General features: G+C 38.0%; 15 protein-coding genes. 6 read left to right on the plus strand and 9 right to left on the minus strand.

Features of this window, described 5'->3' with window-relative positions; all coding sequences use genetic code 11:
- Positions 1-223 precede the first annotated feature (223 nt).
- A complete protein-coding gene (gene acsA, locus CSE16_RS16195) occupies positions 224-1,951 on the minus strand; it encodes an acetate--CoA ligase (RefSeq protein ID WP_099424873.1) in 1,728 nt (575 codons plus the stop codon).
- 166 nt (positions 1,952-2,117) lie between these two features.
- Between acsA and CSE16_RS16200 the strand changes: the two genes are divergently transcribed.
- The 5 genes from CSE16_RS16200 to CSE16_RS16220 all read left to right on the plus strand — a co-directional run bounded on the left by CSE16_RS16200 (position 2,118) and on the right by CSE16_RS16220 (position 5,570).
- On the plus strand, positions 2,118-2,750 hold the full coding sequence (locus CSE16_RS16200) for a GNAT family N-acetyltransferase (protein ID WP_099424874.1): 633 nt from the start codon (positions 2,118-2,120) through the stop codon (positions 2,748-2,750).
- A gap of 25 nt (positions 2,751-2,775) precedes the next feature.
- A complete protein-coding gene (locus tag CSE16_RS16205) occupies positions 2,776-3,417 on the plus strand; it encodes an acetoin utilization AcuB family protein (protein WP_099424875.1) in 642 nt (213 codons plus the stop codon).
- Positions 3,414-4,577 carry an acetoin utilization protein AcuC gene (locus CSE16_RS16210; protein ID WP_099424876.1) on the plus strand — a complete coding sequence of 388 codons (1,164 nt, stop codon included), beginning with the start codon at positions 3,414-3,416 and terminating at the stop codon, positions 4,575-4,577. The genes CSE16_RS16205 and CSE16_RS16210 overlap by 4 nt, the downstream gene beginning before the upstream one ends.
- Before the next feature lie 125 nt (positions 4,578-4,702).
- Positions 4,703-5,116 (plus strand): universal stress protein, encoded by a 414-nt coding sequence (locus CSE16_RS16215; RefSeq protein WP_099424877.1) that lies wholly within the window; start codon positions 4,703-4,705, stop codon positions 5,114-5,116.
- Between the two features lie 268 nt (positions 5,117-5,384).
- Positions 5,385-5,570 (plus strand): hypothetical protein, encoded by a 186-nt coding sequence (locus CSE16_RS16220; protein ID WP_099424878.1) that lies wholly within the window; start codon positions 5,385-5,387, stop codon positions 5,568-5,570.
- Positions 5,571-5,936: 366 nt separating this feature from the next.
- Here the strand turns inward: CSE16_RS16220 and ccpA are convergent, their stop codons facing one another.
- The 4 genes from ccpA to CSE16_RS16240 form a co-directional block, all read right to left on the minus strand.
- Positions 5,937-6,938, minus strand: coding sequence for a catabolite control protein A (ccpA, locus tag CSE16_RS16225; RefSeq protein WP_099424879.1), 1,002 nt, complete (start codon positions 6,936-6,938; stop codon positions 5,937-5,939).
- Positions 6,939-7,202: 264 nt separating this feature from the next.
- A complete protein-coding gene (locus CSE16_RS16230) occupies positions 7,203-7,640 on the minus strand; it encodes a MarR family winged helix-turn-helix transcriptional regulator (RefSeq protein WP_099424880.1) in 438 nt (145 codons plus the stop codon).
- 24 nt (positions 7,641-7,664) lie between these two features.
- Positions 7,665-8,417, minus strand: a complete 753-nt coding sequence (locus CSE16_RS16235) for an SDR family NAD(P)-dependent oxidoreductase (RefSeq protein ID WP_099424881.1) — start codon at positions 8,415-8,417, stop codon at positions 7,665-7,667.
- A gap of 228 nt (positions 8,418-8,645) precedes the next feature.
- Complete coding sequence (locus tag CSE16_RS16240; protein ID WP_099425862.1) at positions 8,646-9,731, minus strand: bifunctional 3-deoxy-7-phosphoheptulonate synthase/chorismate mutase; 1,086 nt, start codon at positions 9,729-9,731, stop codon at positions 8,646-8,648.
- Between the two features lie 176 nt (positions 9,732-9,907).
- Here CSE16_RS16240 and pilM point away from each other — a divergent pair, with 176 nt between their 5' ends.
- The gene (gene pilM, locus CSE16_RS16245) at positions 9,908-12,064 is read left to right on the plus strand and encodes a pilus assembly protein PilM (protein ID WP_099424882.1); all 2,157 of its coding nucleotides are present in this window, start codon (positions 9,908-9,910) and stop codon (positions 12,062-12,064) included.
- Between the two features lie 93 nt (positions 12,065-12,157).
- On the opposite strand, the gene CSE16_RS16250 is transcribed toward pilM, so the two are convergent.
- The 4 genes from CSE16_RS16250 to CSE16_RS16265 all read right to left on the minus strand — a co-directional run bounded on the left by CSE16_RS16250 (position 12,158) and on the right by CSE16_RS16265 (position 18,169).
- Positions 12,158-12,643 carry a YtxH domain-containing protein gene (locus CSE16_RS16250; protein ID WP_099424883.1) on the minus strand — a complete coding sequence of 162 codons (486 nt, stop codon included), beginning with the start codon at positions 12,641-12,643 and terminating at the stop codon, positions 12,158-12,160.
- 262 nt (positions 12,644-12,905) lie between these two features.
- Complete coding sequence (locus tag CSE16_RS16255; protein ID WP_099424884.1) at positions 12,906-13,421, minus strand: DUF948 domain-containing protein; 516 nt, start codon at positions 13,419-13,421, stop codon at positions 12,906-12,908.
- 198 nt (positions 13,422-13,619) lie between these two features.
- On the minus strand, positions 13,620-14,930 hold the full coding sequence (gene murC / locus CSE16_RS16260) for a UDP-N-acetylmuramate--L-alanine ligase (protein ID WP_099424885.1): 1,311 nt from the start codon (positions 14,928-14,930) through the stop codon (positions 13,620-13,622).
- A gap of 152 nt (positions 14,931-15,082) precedes the next feature.
- Positions 15,083-18,169, minus strand: a complete 3,087-nt coding sequence (locus CSE16_RS16265) for a DNA translocase FtsK (RefSeq protein ID WP_099424886.1) — start codon at positions 18,167-18,169, stop codon at positions 15,083-15,085.
- Between the last annotated feature and the right edge of the window lie 305 nt (positions 18,170-18,474).

Genomic DNA, 18,474 nt, shown 5'->3' on the forward strand with positions numbered 1-18,474 from the left:
TCACCCCTGGATTTCTTAATCATTCTATTTCACGGAAAATAATATTCTGTCTATTTTTATAAAGGATAAAAGTAAGTATAAATTATGTATATTTATTTAGTCAACTGTATTTTTATATAAATATAAATAATTCTAAATTTTTTAAATTTAACTTGCGAATCAAATAAAAAGAAGCCTTATGCTCACATAAGACTTCCACATGCATTTAATTACTTGAGACCTATTACTCTTCCATTGTTGAAAGATCACCAGTTGGGAGATTTAGTTCCCATGCTTTTAATACACGACGCATAATTTTTCCGCTCCGTGTTTTTGGCAGCTTGTCCTTAAATTCGATTTCTCTTGGAGCCGCATGTGCAGACAATCCCGTTTTAACAAATTCACGAATTTCTGCTTCTAATGCTTCTGAAGGTTCTACCCCTTCACGTAATGAAACAAACGCCTTTATAATTTCCCCGCGCACCGGATCAGGCTTCCCAATAACACCCGCCTCTAAAATATGTGGATGCTCGAGTAATTTGCTTTCTACCTCAAATGGACCAATACGTTCACCCGCAGTCATAATGACATCATCCACTCGACCCTGGAACCAAAAATAACCTTCCTCATCCATATAAGCGGAGTCTCCAGAGACATACCATTCTCCTTTTAAGAAGTAAGATTCATAACGTTCTGGATTGCCCCAAATTTGACGCATCATTGCCGGCCATCCTCTACGAATTGCTAAATTCCCCATTGTACAAGGTGGTACTTCATCTCCTTGGTCATCCACAATTGTTGCAAAAATTCCAGGTACCGGTTTCCCCATCGAACCTGGCTTAATATCCATGGAAGGATAATTACAAATCATATGCCCGCCTGTTTCTGTCATCCACCATGTATCATGTATACGATGATTTAGCGTTTCAATCCCCCATCGTACAACCTCTGGATTTAACGGCTCCCCAACCGATAAAACATGGCGTACCGTTGAAAGATTAAACTGCTCAAGCGCTTTTGGACCTGCACCCATTAGCATTCGGAATGCAGTCGGTGCGCTATACCATACAGTAACACCATATTCCTCAATGGCACCATACCAAGCTTGTGGACTAAAGCGACCACCGACAACTACATTCGTGACACCATTTAACCAAGGACCAAAAATACCATATGCCGTACCTGTAATCCAGCCTGGATCCGCTGTACACCAATAAATATCATTCTCTTTTAAATCGAGTACCCACTGTGCTGTTTGATATTGTTGTACCATCGCATAATGTACATGTAACACGCCTTTTGGTGCCCCAGTAGAACCCGATGTATAATGTAAAATAGAGCCATCTTCCTTATCCATCCATTCAATTTCAAAGTTTGAAGAGGCTTCTTTAAAATTACGATTAAAATCAATAATTATATCGGTTTCTTCGACGTTCTCCCCAACAACGAAAACCGTTTTTAAGTTTGGTAATTTATTGATTGGAACACGACTTAGCAATGATGGTGTTGTCACAATCGAAACCGCCTCACTATCAGCCAACCGGTCATATACCGCACCTTCCATAAACGCTTCGAATAACGGACCAACAATCACGCCCATTTTTAATGCGCCAAGCAAACTAAAATATAATTCTGGTGAGCGTGGCATAAAAATAAATAGGCGATCACCCCTTTGTAAATTAGCCTTCTCTTTTAAAACATTTGCCGCTTTATTTGAGTTGCGCTTCATATCATAAAATGAATACGACTCTTTACGTACACCATCATTATAATAAAGTGCGACTTTATTTTTCCGATGACTATCTACATGACGGTCTATTGCTTCATACGCAATATTCACCTTCCCCGTTTCATACCAAGAAAAAGCCTTCTCCGTATTCTCCCAATCGTGAGTTGCTGCCGTATCCTCATAGTTTATTAAACTATGTTCCCCTGGACGTGCTGCTAATTTCTCCAATGTTTTCATCCCCATGAAATATCCCCCTTCAACTTCAAAGATAGTATTATTCTACACGAAAACTTTTTTAATCGGCAAAATTTTTATAATTTTGTGACAATTTAGTTGTTTTTAACAATATTGAGCGTATTTTCGCATTAAATCCTGTATAATAGAAATATAACGAGCAGGTGGTGTGAAAATGGAGCACATTAAAATTTTTTACAGTATTGAAGAAAATACAAAAAACGGTAAAGTTTTAATTGAAGGTCCTGTTCCCTCTGAGATATTAGCTACTTACGAATTACACGAAGACCTCAAAGCATTTAGACCTTCCAAGCAACAACATGAAGCACTCATCGGAATTGCCCAACTTGACGAAGGACGTATTATCGTCATTCGGCAAAATAGCCTTGTCGTCGGCTATGTAACCTATCTTTATCCCGACCCGCTCGAGCGCTGGGCAGAAGATCGAATTCCCAATATGATTGAACTTGGAGCGATTGAGGTGATTCCATCCTTCCGTGGAACAGGCGCTGGAAAGAAATTACTTGAAGTGTCGTTCATGGATGACGCTTTAGAAGATTATTTAGTTATTACGACCGAATATTACTGGCACTGGGATTTGAAAGGTACTGGTTTATCCGTTTGGGATTACCGTAATATGATGGAGCGGATGATGAGCTCTGCTAAATTTGAATATTATGCAACAGATGACCCAGAAATTACTTCTCATCCAGCAAACTGCTTAATGGCACGTACTGGCTCACGAGTTCAAGCTGAGACGCTTGAACGTTTTGACAGACTTCGTTTTAAAAGTCGTTTCATGTATTAATTCTTATCACAAAGGGGATTGAAAAATGATTGTCGAAGAGATTATGAATACCGAAGTACATACACTATCGCCTGAAAATACAATTCGAGAAGCCTCTCGTTTAATGCGTGAAAAAAAATTCCGCCATTTACCGATTATCGACGAGCACAAGAGCGTAATTGGTATTATTACAGAGCGTGATATTAAAAATGTTTTACCTGCTCGTGAGGAGCCAGATTCTTCATTATTTGATGCACCCATCGAAAGTATTATGACGAAAAATCCAATTGTTGGCCATCCTTTAGATTTCGTCGAGGAAATTGCCCTTATTTTTTATGAATCTAAAATTAGCTGCATGCCGATTGTGACAGCAGGCGAGCTTGTAGGTATCGTCACAACTACGGACTTGCTATATACCTATATCGAATTAACAGGCACTCATAAACCAGGCTCTAAAATTGATATTCGTGTCACAGACAAGCCCGGAGTGTTATTTGAGATTTCGAAAATATTTAATGATCATAAAGCCAACGTTTTAAGTGTTTTGGTATATCCAGATGGTGAAAGCGCTAATACGCGTATTTTAAGTGTCCGATTACAAGTAATTAACCCACTCTCAATTATTGAAGATTTACGTCAGCAGGGCTACAATGTGCTCTGGCCAAATCTCCCTGGCGTTACGCTATGAAAAAAGCAGTTTTTGTTTATTCGCCAGACCAATTAAATTACAAATTTTCGGACACACACCCTTTCAACCATAAACGATTACACTTAACAATTGATTTATTAAAAAATATTAACGCATTGAGCGATGATGATATTATTCCTGCACGTATGGCCACAGATGAAGAAATTGCACTAGCTCATGATCCGAAATATATTGAAATTGTCAAAAAAGCAGGTCACGGGGAATTAACTGCTAAGCAAGGAGAGCCTTTCGGAATCGGGACGGAAGATACGCCCATGTTCCAAAATATGCATGAGGCAAGTGCACTGCTTGTAGGAGGTACTCTCCAAGCAGTGGATTATGTTTTACAAGGAAAAGCACAGCACGCGCTCAATCTTGGCGGTGGTTTGCACCATGGTTTCCGTGGTCGTGCTTCTGGATTTTGTATTTATAACGACAGCAGTGTCGCTATAAAATATATTCAAGAAAAGTATGGTCTACGTGTTTTATATGTGGATACCGACGCACATCATGGTGACGGGGTGCAATGGTCATTTTATGATGACCCCAATGTTTGTACATTGTCCATTCATGAAACAGGTCGCTATTTATTTCCAGGTACAGGGAATATTACCGAGCGAGGCAATGGTGAAGGTTATGGTACTTCTTTTAACTTCCCTGTCGATGCATTTACCGAGGATGAAAGCTTCTTAGAAATATATGAGCAATCGATGCGTGAAGTATTCGAATTTTTTAAACCCGATGTTGTGCTCACACAAAATGGCGCAGATGCACATTATTTTGATCCGCTCACACACTTATACGGAACGATGAATATTTATAAAGAAATTCCAAAGCTTGCCCATAAACTCGCTCATGAATATTGCGGGGGAAGATGGATCGCAGTTGGTGGGGGTGGCTATGATATTTGGCGCGTTGTTCCCCGTGCCTGGTCTTATATTTGGACGGAAATGACAGATCAACAAGAACCTGCCGGGCCATTGCCACAAGCTTGGCTAGATAAATGGCAAGCCGAATCTCCCGTACCGTTAATTCCGACTTGGAATGACCCATTTCCCCTCTATGAAGCGATTCCTCGAAAGGCGGAAATTCAAGAAAAAAACGCCCAAATGCTTGCAAAGGCGCTACATATGATACGTACTGAAAAAAATCGATCATAGCAATTGACTAGCTATACACTCTTTGGACAAAGATTGTATAGCTTTTTAGCTAAAAAAAGAAGAATGACCCAAAAATATTCAGCCTTATACTATAATAGTATCATAATAGATTAGGGGGAGTTTTTATGTATAAACATATTTTACTTGCAGTTGATGGTTCTGACAATTCATTCCGCGCAGCACAGGATGCAGTGAATATTGCAACATCTAATACTTTAATCGAAATTATTTCTGTTATATCAACAGAAGGAATTACTTCACAAGCAGCTCACGCAGGTACTTTAGATAACTTAGAACAAAATTACCGCACTAAGTTTGCCAGAGAGGAACAATTCATTAAAAATAATCATGCCAACTATAAAGTCGTTATTACTCATGGTCATGCAGGTCGTATGATTTCAAAATACGCGAACGACAATAAAGTGAATTTAGTTGTCATCGGTTGTCGCGGATTAAACCCAATGCACGAAATGGTATTTGGCAGTGTGAGTACATATGTAACGAAAAATGCGAACTGTTCGACTTTACTAGTAAAATAACCATAAAATTATAGTTCAAAATGAAAGATTAAAAAACGCCCTTTCCACATTAACAATTAATGTGGAAAGGGCGTTTCTTTATTTATGCGGTTAGCCTTGGTTAGCAGTAAACGATGTTCGATTGCCCTGTATTTATTGAATTTGAACATGGGTGATAAAATTCGTAATTTATCAATATAGTGATAGTAATCGCAGTTGGACATTTCACTTGGCTGTAGAATGTATTTAGATTAAACCTAGCAAGAGGCTGGGAGAAAGGTGTTGGTTAATGAAAAACAAGCTAACTTCATTATTGGAGGTAAGGAAGATTATTGCGTTAGTTACGGTATTATTATTCTTTGTCCTTTCGGTGAAGGGCTTGCTGGAGACTAATTTTATTCAAACGGTTATCATTTCAATTGTTTCATTTTACTTTGGAAAGACAGCTTCGATTAATGAAAAAGGTGATAAGTAATCAAACTAAAACAAAATTTAGTGTTTCTGAAACGCCAAAACTCGTAAAGACAACGAACAACATGAAAAACGGTACTCCAAATCACTAGCCAAACGTAACGTAAGAATAAATCAATTACACCTCGGCGTAATTGCGTCCAGATTTTTATCGAGCATACTCGTAAAAAATCTGTGATATCCTCCGGGGGCTTAGGGCCAACAAGATGTTGGTTACTCAGGCGTTTCCGCAGGACGTGGCGATCTTAGCCTGAGTTCCCCTATTCAGCCGGGGTTTGAACTCCTACTGAATTCAGTACATATTTAGCATTCATCCAACACTTAAAACTCCCTATTCACATTAATAAATCGATGAATGGGGAGTTTTCTATTATTTTTGAATGGAGTCGCGCATTTCAATTCGATGAGGCAGAATGACCTTTTGAACTTCTACTTCTTCTTTATTCATATACTTCGTTAATAGACGCATCGCAACAGCTCCGATATCGTAAAGCGGTAAAACGACACTTGTTAGCTGTGGGCGAACCATGCGGGCAAGTTTCGAGTTTCCAAAGCTAATTACTTCTATATCTTCAGGTACTTGTTTTCCGCTATCTTGCATGCCGTGGACAAGACCAATTGCTAACTCATCATTTCCTACAAATATAGCAGTTGGTGGATTTTCTAGTTGGCTTAACGTTTCCCATCCTTCTAAACCATCATCATAGGAATCTTCCCCTGCAACGATTAATGAATCATCTAGCTCAATTCCAGCCTCTTGCAATACATCCAAATAAGCCTGTAACTTTTGCTGACCATTGACTGTATGTTTTAATGGACCTGAAACAAATGCAATTCGTTTATGACCATGCTCAATAAATAATTGAATCGCTTCATACGTTGCTGTGTAATAATCAATATTAACTGATGCCACTTTTTCTGTTAAACTAATGGAACCCGCTAAAACGATTGGTACAGAGCATGCTTCAACTGCTCGTTGAATATTTTCTGTTACTTCATCACTCATTATGACAATGCCATCTACTTGTTTGCCAAGCATTGTATCTAAAAGTGTTAACTCTTTTTCTTCGTTTTGGTCTGAATTGGCCAGAATAATATTATATCGATACATCGTTGCGATATCTTCAATCCCTCTCGCTAACTCTGCATTTAAATTATTTGAAATATCAGGGATGATGACTCCTACTGATGTTGTTTTTTTACTTGCCAAACCACGTGCTACAGCATTTGGACGATACTCTAGTCGTTCAATTACATCTAATACTTTCTTTCTTGTTGCAGGCTTTACATTTTGATTACCATTTACTACTCGAGACACCGTTGCCATTGACACATTTGCCTCACGTGCAACATCATAAATTGTGACAGTCAAAGAATCTCCCCCTTTTTTATTGATAAATGCTATTTTCCATCCAATTAGCCCAGACTTATTTATAGCACCGAATATGGTTATACTAATCATATAATACTTTCATTTCCATTTTCAATCAATTAATCAATTACACTAAGACTAACTTTTGTCCAGATTTTTTATTCATCCCGTACTCGTATAGACGTTGAGGACATTCTACTAAAGTAAGTTAAACATAGTCGATTCAATAAAAAAAGCGCTACCAAGAGATAGCACTCCTTCATATTAATTTCGAATGTTCTTTTTCGCATTGCTCAATAACTTTTGTTGTAATGATAAATAGGTTGCGATTTCTTCTGGAGTAAATATTTTGTATAACTCCATATACATCTCTTCACCAATTTTTTGTGCCATAAGAAAAGCTTCGTTCCCTTTTTCTGTTATACGAAGTTGAATGATTCGGCGATCTGTTTCATCATACATCCGCTCCGCTAAATCAAGCGATACTAATTTATTTGCAATGCTTGTCATAGCGCCTTTTGTATAACCGAGCACTTCTGCTAGTTCTACTTGTTTCCTTGGCCCCTTAGTTCTTAGCTCGGCTAATACTAAAATGGGTGATACGCCGATTGGATAAGGATATCTTTTGGTGAAACGGATAATGTATTCATTATTCATTTGCTCAACTGTATGAATTAATTGAAAAATACTCTTTTTTTCCATTTGAAAACCTAACCTTTTTTATCATTATCTTAACATAATTGACCCACCATCTACCATAATTGTTTGACCAGTGATATATTGTGAATCCTCGCTTGCTAAGAATACTGCAACACGACCGATATCTTCTTCGATATGACCGAAACGACCTAAAGGAATTTTCGATAATACTTCTTGGTAATAATCAGGTTGTGCCTCTGCCCATGCGCGAACTCCTGGAGATTCTGCGATCGGACTAATTAAGTTAACATTAATTCCATCTTTACCCCATTCATTTGCTGCAACACGAGAGATCCCGCGAATCGCCTCTTTTGCTGCTGCATAAACACCTTGTGTAACGTGACCATTTAGACCAGCACCAGAAGCAAAGTTAATAATATTACCTTCAGTTGCTTTTAAGTGCGGGTATGCTGCTTGCATTAAGTAAAATGTTGGGTAGAAACCTGTATTAAATGATAAATCTAAATCTGCTTGAGTTGCTTCTTCAAGACTTACTTGACGTGATGCATGTGCATTGTTTACTAATACATCTAATTTACCGTATTGCGCAATTACTATATCAATAATTTTCGGTAGGTTTTCGCGGTCAGTTAAGTTCGCTTGAATAAACATTGATTTTGGAGAAATTTTTTGTAATTCCGCTTCCATCGCTTTACCTGTTTCTTCATTTAAATCAACGATTGCTATAATTGCGCCTTCTTTTGCCATTGCATTTGCCATACCGCCACCAATACCACCAGCACCGCCAGTAATAATAACAACTTTATCTTGTAATTTCATAAGAATACAGCTCCCTTATCAGTTAATTATAATTAGTTTATCATTAAATAGTTTAAAGGTAAACTGTTCAGTTTATAAATCATGGGTTGGATTCTCAAATATTACTTGTGGTAATCCCGCTTCATTTTTATCTGATAAGGTCATTTTTATTCCTTCATTTGAAAGTAAGTAAATAATTTATTATAAAAAATCTCTAAGCCTTAGTTGACTTAGAGATTAGACATTCACTTATTTTGATACTTCATATTGCCTCATGAATTTTTGAATTTCTTCATAGAAAGCATTGAACGTTGGGATGTCCATTTGTTGTTGTTGATCAGATAGTGCAATTGAAGGATCAGGGTGTACTTCTGCCATAACACCGTCTGCACCAATTGCAATTGCCGCTTTTGCACATGGTAATAATAAATCACGACGACCTGTAGAGTGCGTTACGTCTACCATTACCGGTAAATGTGTTTCTTGCTTTAAAATAGGCACAGCTGAAATATCTAATGTATTACGTGTTGCTTTTTCGTACGTACGAATACCGCGTTCACAAAGGATAATGTTTTCATTGCCCTTTGACATAATGTATTCCGCAGCATGGATGAATTCATCAATTGTAGCCGCTAAGCCACGTTTTAATAATACCGGCTTATTCGTAGCACCTGCTGCCTTTAATAGCTCAAAGTTTTGCATATTACGCGCACCAATTTGGATCACATCAATGTAATCTAACGCATGATCTAAGTCCGATGGCGTTACGATTTCTGTAATAACCCCTAAACCGTATTCATCTGAAACTTGTTTTAAAATTTTCAAACCATCTAAGCCTAAACCTTGGAAATCATATGGTGATGTACGTGGTTTGTATGCACCACCACGAATTAGTTTTAAGCCTTTTTCTTTAATTGTTGCGGCAACCGCTGCTACTTGCTCGTATGACTCAACTGCACATGGTCCGAATACAAAGGAAGGTGCCCCAGAACCAATTAATTCGCCGTTCACATTAATGACAGTATCTTCTGACTTTTCTTTTCGTGAAACAAGGAGCTCTTTTTTCTTTTCAGCTTCAAGTTGTTTTAACGCTGTCTTGAAGATTTGCTTGAAAATAAAATCAACCGTCATTTGATTTAAAGGACCGTTATTATTCTTTTTTATTAAGTCCAGCATGTGACGTTCACGTAGCGGATCGTATCGATTAACGCCTTGCTTTTCTTTAATTTTACCAATTTCTTCAACTACTGAGGCACGTTCATTAATTAAACGTAAAATTTCTAAGTTTAAATCGTCGATCTGACTACGTAAGCTTTCTAAATCTTGTTGACCCATCATCTTGTTCCCCTCTTCCTCGTATCCGGCACTTTCTGTTACTATAAAAGTATGATACATTTTAAAATAATAATCTTATTATAATCAACTAATGATAGAATGTCACGTATTTTATTTTAGCGCTTCAACTCGTTAAAGTATAATGTGAGAATTTGAACGGAAGGAAGCGTTTTCACATGACGAAAAAATTATTTGCTTTGGACATTGGTACTCGCTCCGTAGTCGGCATTATTTTAGAACAGCACGATGATCATTACCATGTTTCAGATATTCTCGTAAAAGAACATAAAGAACGAGCAATGGTAGATGGTCAAATACATAATGTGCTCTATGTATCCGAGCTCATACAAGTAATTAAAAAAGAATTAGAAGTACTGCACGGGCCTCTAAAAAAGGTAAGCGTCGCAGCTGCTGGTCGTGCTTTAAAAACGGAGCATGCAAGTGTCACAATTCCGATTAAAAACCGTCCAATTTTCACTGAAGAAGATATTAATCGTTTGGAATTACAAGCTGTACAGCAAGCACAGCAGCAGCTTCTTCAACAAAAAGAGGATGCGAAATCCAATCACTATTATTGTGTCGGTTATTCCGTGTTGTACTACCGGTTAGATGGGGAAGAAATCGGTAGTTTATTGGATCAACAAGGTGACGAGGCAACAATTGAAGTGATTGCGACTTTTTTACCGCGCGTCGTTATAGAATCTTTACTCGCAGCATTGAAACGGGCGGATTTAGAAATGGAAGCACTGACGCTTGAACCGATTGCTGCAATCAATGTGCTCATCCCTCCTACAATGCGTCGATTAAATATTGCACTTGTTGATATTGGCGCTGGCACATCTGACATAGCCATTACAGATAATAGCACGGTTGTTGCCTACGGAATGGTACCGACAGCTGGAGATGAAATTACTGAAGCATTGAGCGACCATTATTTACTTGATTTCCCTGTTGCAGAAATGGCGAAGCGTCAAATGCATACGGCGCAAGAAATCTTAATACAAGATATTTTAGGCTTCGATCAATATTTCCCTTATGATGACGTGTTAAAAGCGATATATCCTGCAATACAAAACTTAGCTCAATCCATCGGTAAAGAAATTTTACGTCTTAATAATAATGTTGCCCCAAAAGCGGTGATGTTAGTCGGTGGAGGAAGCTTAACACCCAATTTACCTAAAGAAATTGGAAATGTTTTAGGGCTACCAGAAAATCGTGTAGCTGTTCGAGGAATTGACGCTATTCAAAATTTAACACGTGATGAGAAGATTGCTGCAACACCAGAGCTTGTGACGCCAATTGGTATTGCCATTGCTGCACAAAAAGCACCCATTCACTACATGTCCATTTCTGTAAACGAGCAAGTTATTCGTTTATTTGAATTGAAGGAAATGACTGTGGGGGATGCCTTTTTAGCGGCAAATATTCGTGCAAAACAGCTTTACGGAAAATTAGGACATGGTTTATCTATTACAGTCAATGGCCAAAGTATCTTTGTTCCAGGTGAGCATGGGCAACCCGCGCAAATACTATTAAATGGACAAACTGCCTCGACGAAATCGCTCGTTAAAAATGGCGATCAAATAGAGCTGATTGCTGGATTGGATGGTACAGACGCCACGGTAAATGTACGTGATATTATTGATAATGCCGCTGTTAAATCTGTAACGATTCAAAATACATTGTTTATGATTGAACCAAAAGTATATGTAAACGGTGAATTAGTCAGCCTGGATACGATGCTAAAAGATCGTGATATTATAATGGTCGAAACCGTTGAAACTATTGAAGCGGCTTTTAAACATACCGATAACCTTTTACAATTAAATCAATTCAGTTCATACTTTATTCATATTGATGGGAAGCCCGTGCACCTGCCTGAATTTTCATCGCGATTATTTGTTAATGGCAAGCCTGGTAAACTGAACTACCCAATTCAAAATGGGGATGTCATTACATTTGAACAGTTCCAGTTACCTACGGCTGATATGATTGCAAACGAGCTCAATTTACTGCTTGAGGAAAAAGCAGTTGTTACATTCCAAAAGGAACTAGTTGAGCTTGTAAAAACGGCACGAGAATTTTTTGTTAATGGGATAGTCGTACAAAAACATGCGACTGTGCCAAATGGAGCGACGATCAAAATTTTAGAAAAAGATTCGAGCAAGTGGATTTATCAAGATGTGTTCCGTTTTTCATCTTGGCAACTGCCTACTGCCTTTAAAGGTTCGTTTTCCATTTTAAGAAATGGACAGTCTTCTTCATTTGATGCAGAAATATTCGGTGGGGATCAATTGGAAATTCAGTTAATCGAGCAATCTATAAAAATATAACGTAAGAGGATTTTCGAAAAACCAAAAACGCACCATTTCAACTTTTGTGAAATGGTGCGTTTACTAATGCGTCTTAAATGGATTGCATAGTTCTTACTTATATGACTCCTCCACAGAAGTATGGCGAGTCGAATTGGCCACTTCTGAAATGCCTTCCGTCGCCTCTGTTACAGTCGCATCTACCACATCTTTAATTGAGTCTAGCGGCTCCTCGCCTTCAAAAGAAACCGTTCCATCATCAAAAGCGGGTGGCTGTTTTGCTGTTTTTGCTTTTACTTTTTCTACTAAGTTAGTTGATTGCTCTTTTAATTGGTTCGAAATTTGAGTTGTTTTTTCTTTTGCCGTTCCTGAAAATTCTACACTCTTTTCTTTTAAAGAAACTGCTTGGATTGCAACGTCACTTCTTAATTCACTACCTGCCTTTGGTGCTAGAAGTAATGCGGCAGCTGCACCTACAATTCCGCCTACAAATGCACCGAGAATGAAATCTTTCAACTGTATTGTCTCCTCTCCATAAATCGATTCGTTAATATGCGTATAATCTTGAGGTGCATTTACAGTAAATTGCTTTTCAGACATATTCAGCTCTCCCCTTATCGATTACGCCTCGGCGTAATTGGTCCAGATTTTGAATTGTATTTGCACAGGATGTTAGCCTAAGTTCGTCGCATCCATACGACAACGGCTAACTGACCTGCATCCCTCCCTTCAAAATCTGTGACATCCGCCGGGGGCTTTATCTTTGTTCATTGTATGTTTGAACACCCAATAAACAAAACGAACACTCCATTCATCTCTACCTATTGAGGTAGGAATTTTCTGCTGAACGAAGATAACAGAATTATGCTTTATTGCGTTTTAAGAAGCCAAACTTTGATTTCGTTTCCATTCCTGCTGGTGTTTCATTTGTTTTCGTGCTAGTAAAAACCACTTCATCTTGATCAATTGGTTTACGTTGACGCCATTGTTCGGCAATACCCATTGCTACATTACTCCATTGAACAACTTGCGCAATTTTTTCTTCATTCTTTTGAACTTCTGTTGAAATAGAAGTGGTAATGCGTTGTACGGATGAATTTAAACCATTTACTGATTCGCCAACACCTTGTACAGCATGTATAACGGAATTCAACTTCTCAGATTTATCTGAAATATCATCAGCCAAATTATTTGTTTTCGTTAATAACGAGGTTGTTTCACGTGTGATGCCTTCCATTTGGCCTTCAATCCCGGCTACCGTCCCAGCAATTGAATTTAATGTGTTCTTCAATGAGAACAATGTCATACCAATACTAATACATAAAACTAAAAAACCAATTGCTGCAATTAAAGCGGCAATATAAAGTACTAACTCCATCTGATGACCTCCTCCATCTCGTTCCTATATAATTATTCGACAAAAATAGTGACAATCCTGCTTGGAAATATCCATTACATATTATCCATAATTACATAATTCCCATTCATTTAAAAGATAAAACAATATTATATGTAAAAGGAATCGAGAAATTTGTCATACTATTCAATTGAAGAAAAACAGCCTATCCGTAATGGACTAAGCTGTTTCTTCGTTCAATAGCGCTTCAAAAGCATCTTGATATTTGTGTACGTCGCCAGCACCCATGAATAGGAACACAGCATGTTTATGCTTTTGTAATTGTGATATTGTCTCCAATTGTAGCACTTCACTACGGTCGATTAAATCGCTTAAATCTGTAATAGTTAATTCACCTTGTTTTTCACGAGCTGAACCAAAAATATCACATAAATAAGTAGCATCGGCTCCGCTTAGGCTATCTGCAAAATTTTGCAGGAATGCTTGTGTTCGTGTAAACGTATGTGGTTGGAAAATCGCCACAACTTCACGATCTGGATACTTTTGACGAGCAGATTGAAGTGTCGCAGCAATTTCTGTTGGGTGATGTGCATAATCATCCACTAACACATTGTTGCCAATAGTCTTTTCCGTAAATCGTCTTTTTACACCACCATATGTGTGAAGGCGCTCCTGAATTAAGCTCGCTGGAATCCCTTCATAATGACATAGTGAAATAACAGCTAATGAATTTAAAATCGTGTGATCACCAAACAATGGAATGAAGAACTTACTATAAAATTCATTGCGGACATATACTTCAAATTCTGTACCTTCCGTTGTTTTCACAATATTACGCGCTGCAAAATCATTTTCTTGACCAAAGCCGTAATAGACAACAGGGACATTTGCCTGGATTTTTTGTAATTGCTCGTCATCACCACATGCAATAATCGCTTTATTTACTTGTAAAGCTAATGATTGGAATGCGTTGTATACATCGTCAATATTTTTAAAATAATCTGGATGGTCAAAGTCAATATTCGTCATCACAGCATAATCTGGATGATACGCTAAGAAATGTCGGCGGTATTCACATGCCTCCATTACAAAATAAGACGCATCTTCTTTACCTGCCCCTGTACCATCACCAATTAAAAAAGATGTTGGCATATAGCCGCCGATTACATGACTCATTAAGCCTGTTGTTGACGTTTTTCCGTGAGCACCAGTAATCGCAATGGACGTATAGCGGTTACTATATTCCCCTAAAAACTTATGGTAGCGAATGATTTCCAAACCTAATTCACGTGCGCGAACAAGCTCTGGGTGGTCATCTGAAAAAGCATTTCCAGCAATTACTGTTAAACCTGGTTCTATATTATTTTCATCAAAAGTTAAAATTTTAATACCACGGTCACGTAAAGGTTGTTCAGTAAAATAATACGTTTCTACATCAGAACCTTGCACTTCTTCACCAGAATCAAATAAAATTTGCGCAAGTGGGCTCATACCCGAACCTTTAATACCTGTAAAATGATATCGTGTCATTTTGTAAAACCCTCCTAGGATGCAAAGATCCCATTGAATCATCAATATTTTAATCATTATTTTGTTTAAACTATATTTATTATAGCACTATTTGCTCAAAATAATAAATGAACGACAATTCTAAAAATTGATTCCGTTCATTTACTAGATCTTTAGTCTCCAAATTGTACAGCTAAATCCTCTTCCGTAATAAAAACATCCCTCGGTTTACTACCTTTTGGCTCTGAAACATAGCCATGTTTTTCTAACATATCGATTAATCTTGCTGCGCGATTATAGCCAATATGGTAGCGACGTTGTAATAAAGATGTGGAAGCAGAGCCTTGTTCAAATACGAATCGGCAAATTTCTTCAAACAGCTCATCCTGCTCTTCTAAAGATTCTGAACGTTTTAATAACTCTTCTTGTTTGAAAATATATTCTGGCTCTCCTTGTTCACGGACATATTCAATAATTTCTTCAATTTCATCGTCCGTTACAAATGTGCCTTGAATGCGCGTTGGTGCAGACATACCATTTCCTAAATATAACATATCTCCCCGCCCAAGTAATCGTTCCGCACCTTGTGCATCTAATATTGTACGAGAATCAATTTGTGATGAAACAGAGAAGGCAATACGAGATGGTATATTGGCCTTTATTAAACCGGTAATAACATCCACAGAAGGACGCTGTGTAGCAACAATCAAATGAATTCCAGCTGCACGTGCCTTTTGTGTAATGCGACAAATGCTATCTTCTACATCTTGTGGCGACATCATCATTAAATCTGCTAGCTCATCAATGACAATTAATAAGTAAGGTAATTTTTGTGCGTACATTCGATTCTCTTCACACATTTTATTATATGCTTCAATTTTTCGTGCACCGCTATGCATAAATAGCTGATAACGTCTTTCCATTTCTTCTACTGCCCACTTCAATGCAGCTGTGGCCGCTTTAACATCTGTAATGACTGGGCTCACTAAATGTGGAATGTGATTAAACGGTGCTAACTCCACCATTTTCGGATCGATTAACATTAATTTTAAATCATTTGGATTCGCTTTATATAATAAGCTCACTAAAATTGAGTTTATACATACCGATTTTCCAGAACCAGTTGCGCCTGCGATTAATCCATGTGGCATTTTGCGTAAATCAATCGTTACAGGCTTCCCTGTCAAATCTAAGCCCAGCGCTGCTTCAAGTGGTGAATCGGAATTGCGGAATGAATCCGAATCGGTAACTTCAGACAAGCGAACTGCTCGTGAAATACGGTTCGGAATTTCGATTCCAATGGAGCGTTTCCCTGGAATTGGCGCATCAATTCGAATATCTTTTGCCGCTAAAGCAAGCTTGATATCATCAGCAAGGTTGCGAACTTTGCTCACTTTTGTCCCTTGTCCAACTGTAATTTCAAATTGGGTAACAGCCGGACCTTGAACGATCGATTCTATATGTGCTTGAATTTGAAAATACGACAATGCTTCTACTAATCGTTCCCCTTGCTCATCCATCCATTCTCGATCTTCTAACATTTCCTCTGGTGGAACTAAAAAATCTAATGGTGGCTTCACATATGGGATTTTTTTCACTTCTACTGCTTGTTGAATCGGCTCGAATCTATCTAGAACGACCTCGACTTCTTGTGATGAAAGGTCGATTGGTTCTTCGATTGGTTCTTCGATTGGTTCTTCACTTATTTCTTCCATTGCTAGTTCGCTTATATCCTGCGTCGGTTCCTCAATCTTTTCTTCAACTATTTCACCCGTTATAGCTAGCTCAATTTGTTCGGGCATCAGTTTACTCAGTTCTTTAATAGGTTCCACGTCTTTTTGAACTAATTTTTCAATTGGTTCAGTTTTTTGGTCAAGTAGTTCGCTATCCTTTTGCAGTTGTTCATGTTCAACTATTTCTTGTAATGGCACAGCGATCATTTCAACTGGCGCACTCAAATGTTCATTAACTGGCTCACTTTTTTCTTCATCAACTACATTCAAATGTGCGTCATCTTTTATCAATACATCTTCAATGCTTTTTTCGTGACTGATTTCTTTCATTTCAGCATTTTGTGTCGCATGTGCTTGATAAAATTGTTTTTCAAGCATTTGGCGTGCCATTAGTTTTTGCTTATCAGATTTTAGCATGACCACATTAAATGGCACACGACTTCTTGTTCTTTCACGTAATTGTTGCGCTACTTGTCTATTTTCATCCGTTACTTGTACCTCTTCAGTTTGTGGAATTTGCTCAACATTTAACTGCCCGATATGAATGGTTGAATTTTCAATCGTTACATGTTTCACTTGAACTTCATTTAACGATTCTTCTTCCACTGCATCTCCTTGAATCGATGGTGCACGATGATTTTCAGAGAAAGCCGTATCATCTACGATTTCTTTTGATACATCCGTTATTTCCGCTTTTAATGGAATCGGCTCTTTTTCTAGTACCGACTCTACTGTTGTTACTGCTACTTCATCTAAAATTTGTTGTTCTACTAGAACGGGTACTATTTTTGGTGCTTCCATATTTTCATTATGTACCAAAATTTCTTCATTAGCTGGCAATGGCGCAACTTTGCTCTCGACCTTTTCAGTTACAGCTGAATGGTTCTCGTTGTTTAGCTGATCGCTTTGAGTTGGTTGCTGTCGTTCCATTAACGTTTCAATCGGTGTTAGTTTTTGAAATCCATATACTGGTGATGGCACATCTGTCGGTACAAAACGTTTACGATTAGCTAGTGGATTAACAAATTCCTTATTAATTTTTCGCTCTTCACGCTTTGGATTTGTCGTTAAAATTTCGCGTTCTGCTCTTGTCACCTGCGCTCTAGGTTCTGTACTATCTTGACTGCGAATGACATTTGAATGACCTCGACCTTTTCTACGGCGTTCTAATAAATCCCGAATACCTGATATTTCAACATCGTAAACAGTGTTGGGCGCTGGTTTTTGCAAATATTGCGGTAATTTAAATTCCTCATTATCTTCACTTTTATAATGATTATTGTGTTGCTCATATTTTTTCGGTTCAAATTGTTGTTGCTTCTGTTGTTCAGTTACTTCGGCAGCTTCATCATCAATTAAAGGGAAACGAAATGTTGTACGACTCGATTGCGGCGTATCATGAACAACGCGTTGTCCCCCATATTGTGCTTCCTTATTTTCTGAAAAACGCTCGTATTCAGCGTCATCAAACTCATCTTCTGTATCCTTATAGAGGAATTTATTTAACTGATTTTTTATCCAACTCAAGTTCATCACTTCTTTCTCAAAAAACATCGCCCTACAAGCTTATATTTTGTAGTGGTCTTTATAGTATTTATCAATTACGCCGAGGCGTAATTGCGTCCAGATTTTTTTCGAGCTCACTCGAAAAACTCCCCTTAAAAAATCTGTGACATCCGCCGGAACATTAACTTGATTTAGCCGGGGTTTAAACCCCCACCTAATAAAAATGCATATTTATCATTCATCCCCACTTATAGAGGTAGGGGACTTCTGCTGAAACAAGTTATAATACGCATCCCTCAAAATCATATCATATTTAGTGGGGGAAA

This window comes from Solibacillus sp. R5-41 (assembly GCF_002736105.1).
Lineage (GTDB): Bacteria > Bacillota > Bacilli > Bacillales_A > Planococcaceae > Solibacillus.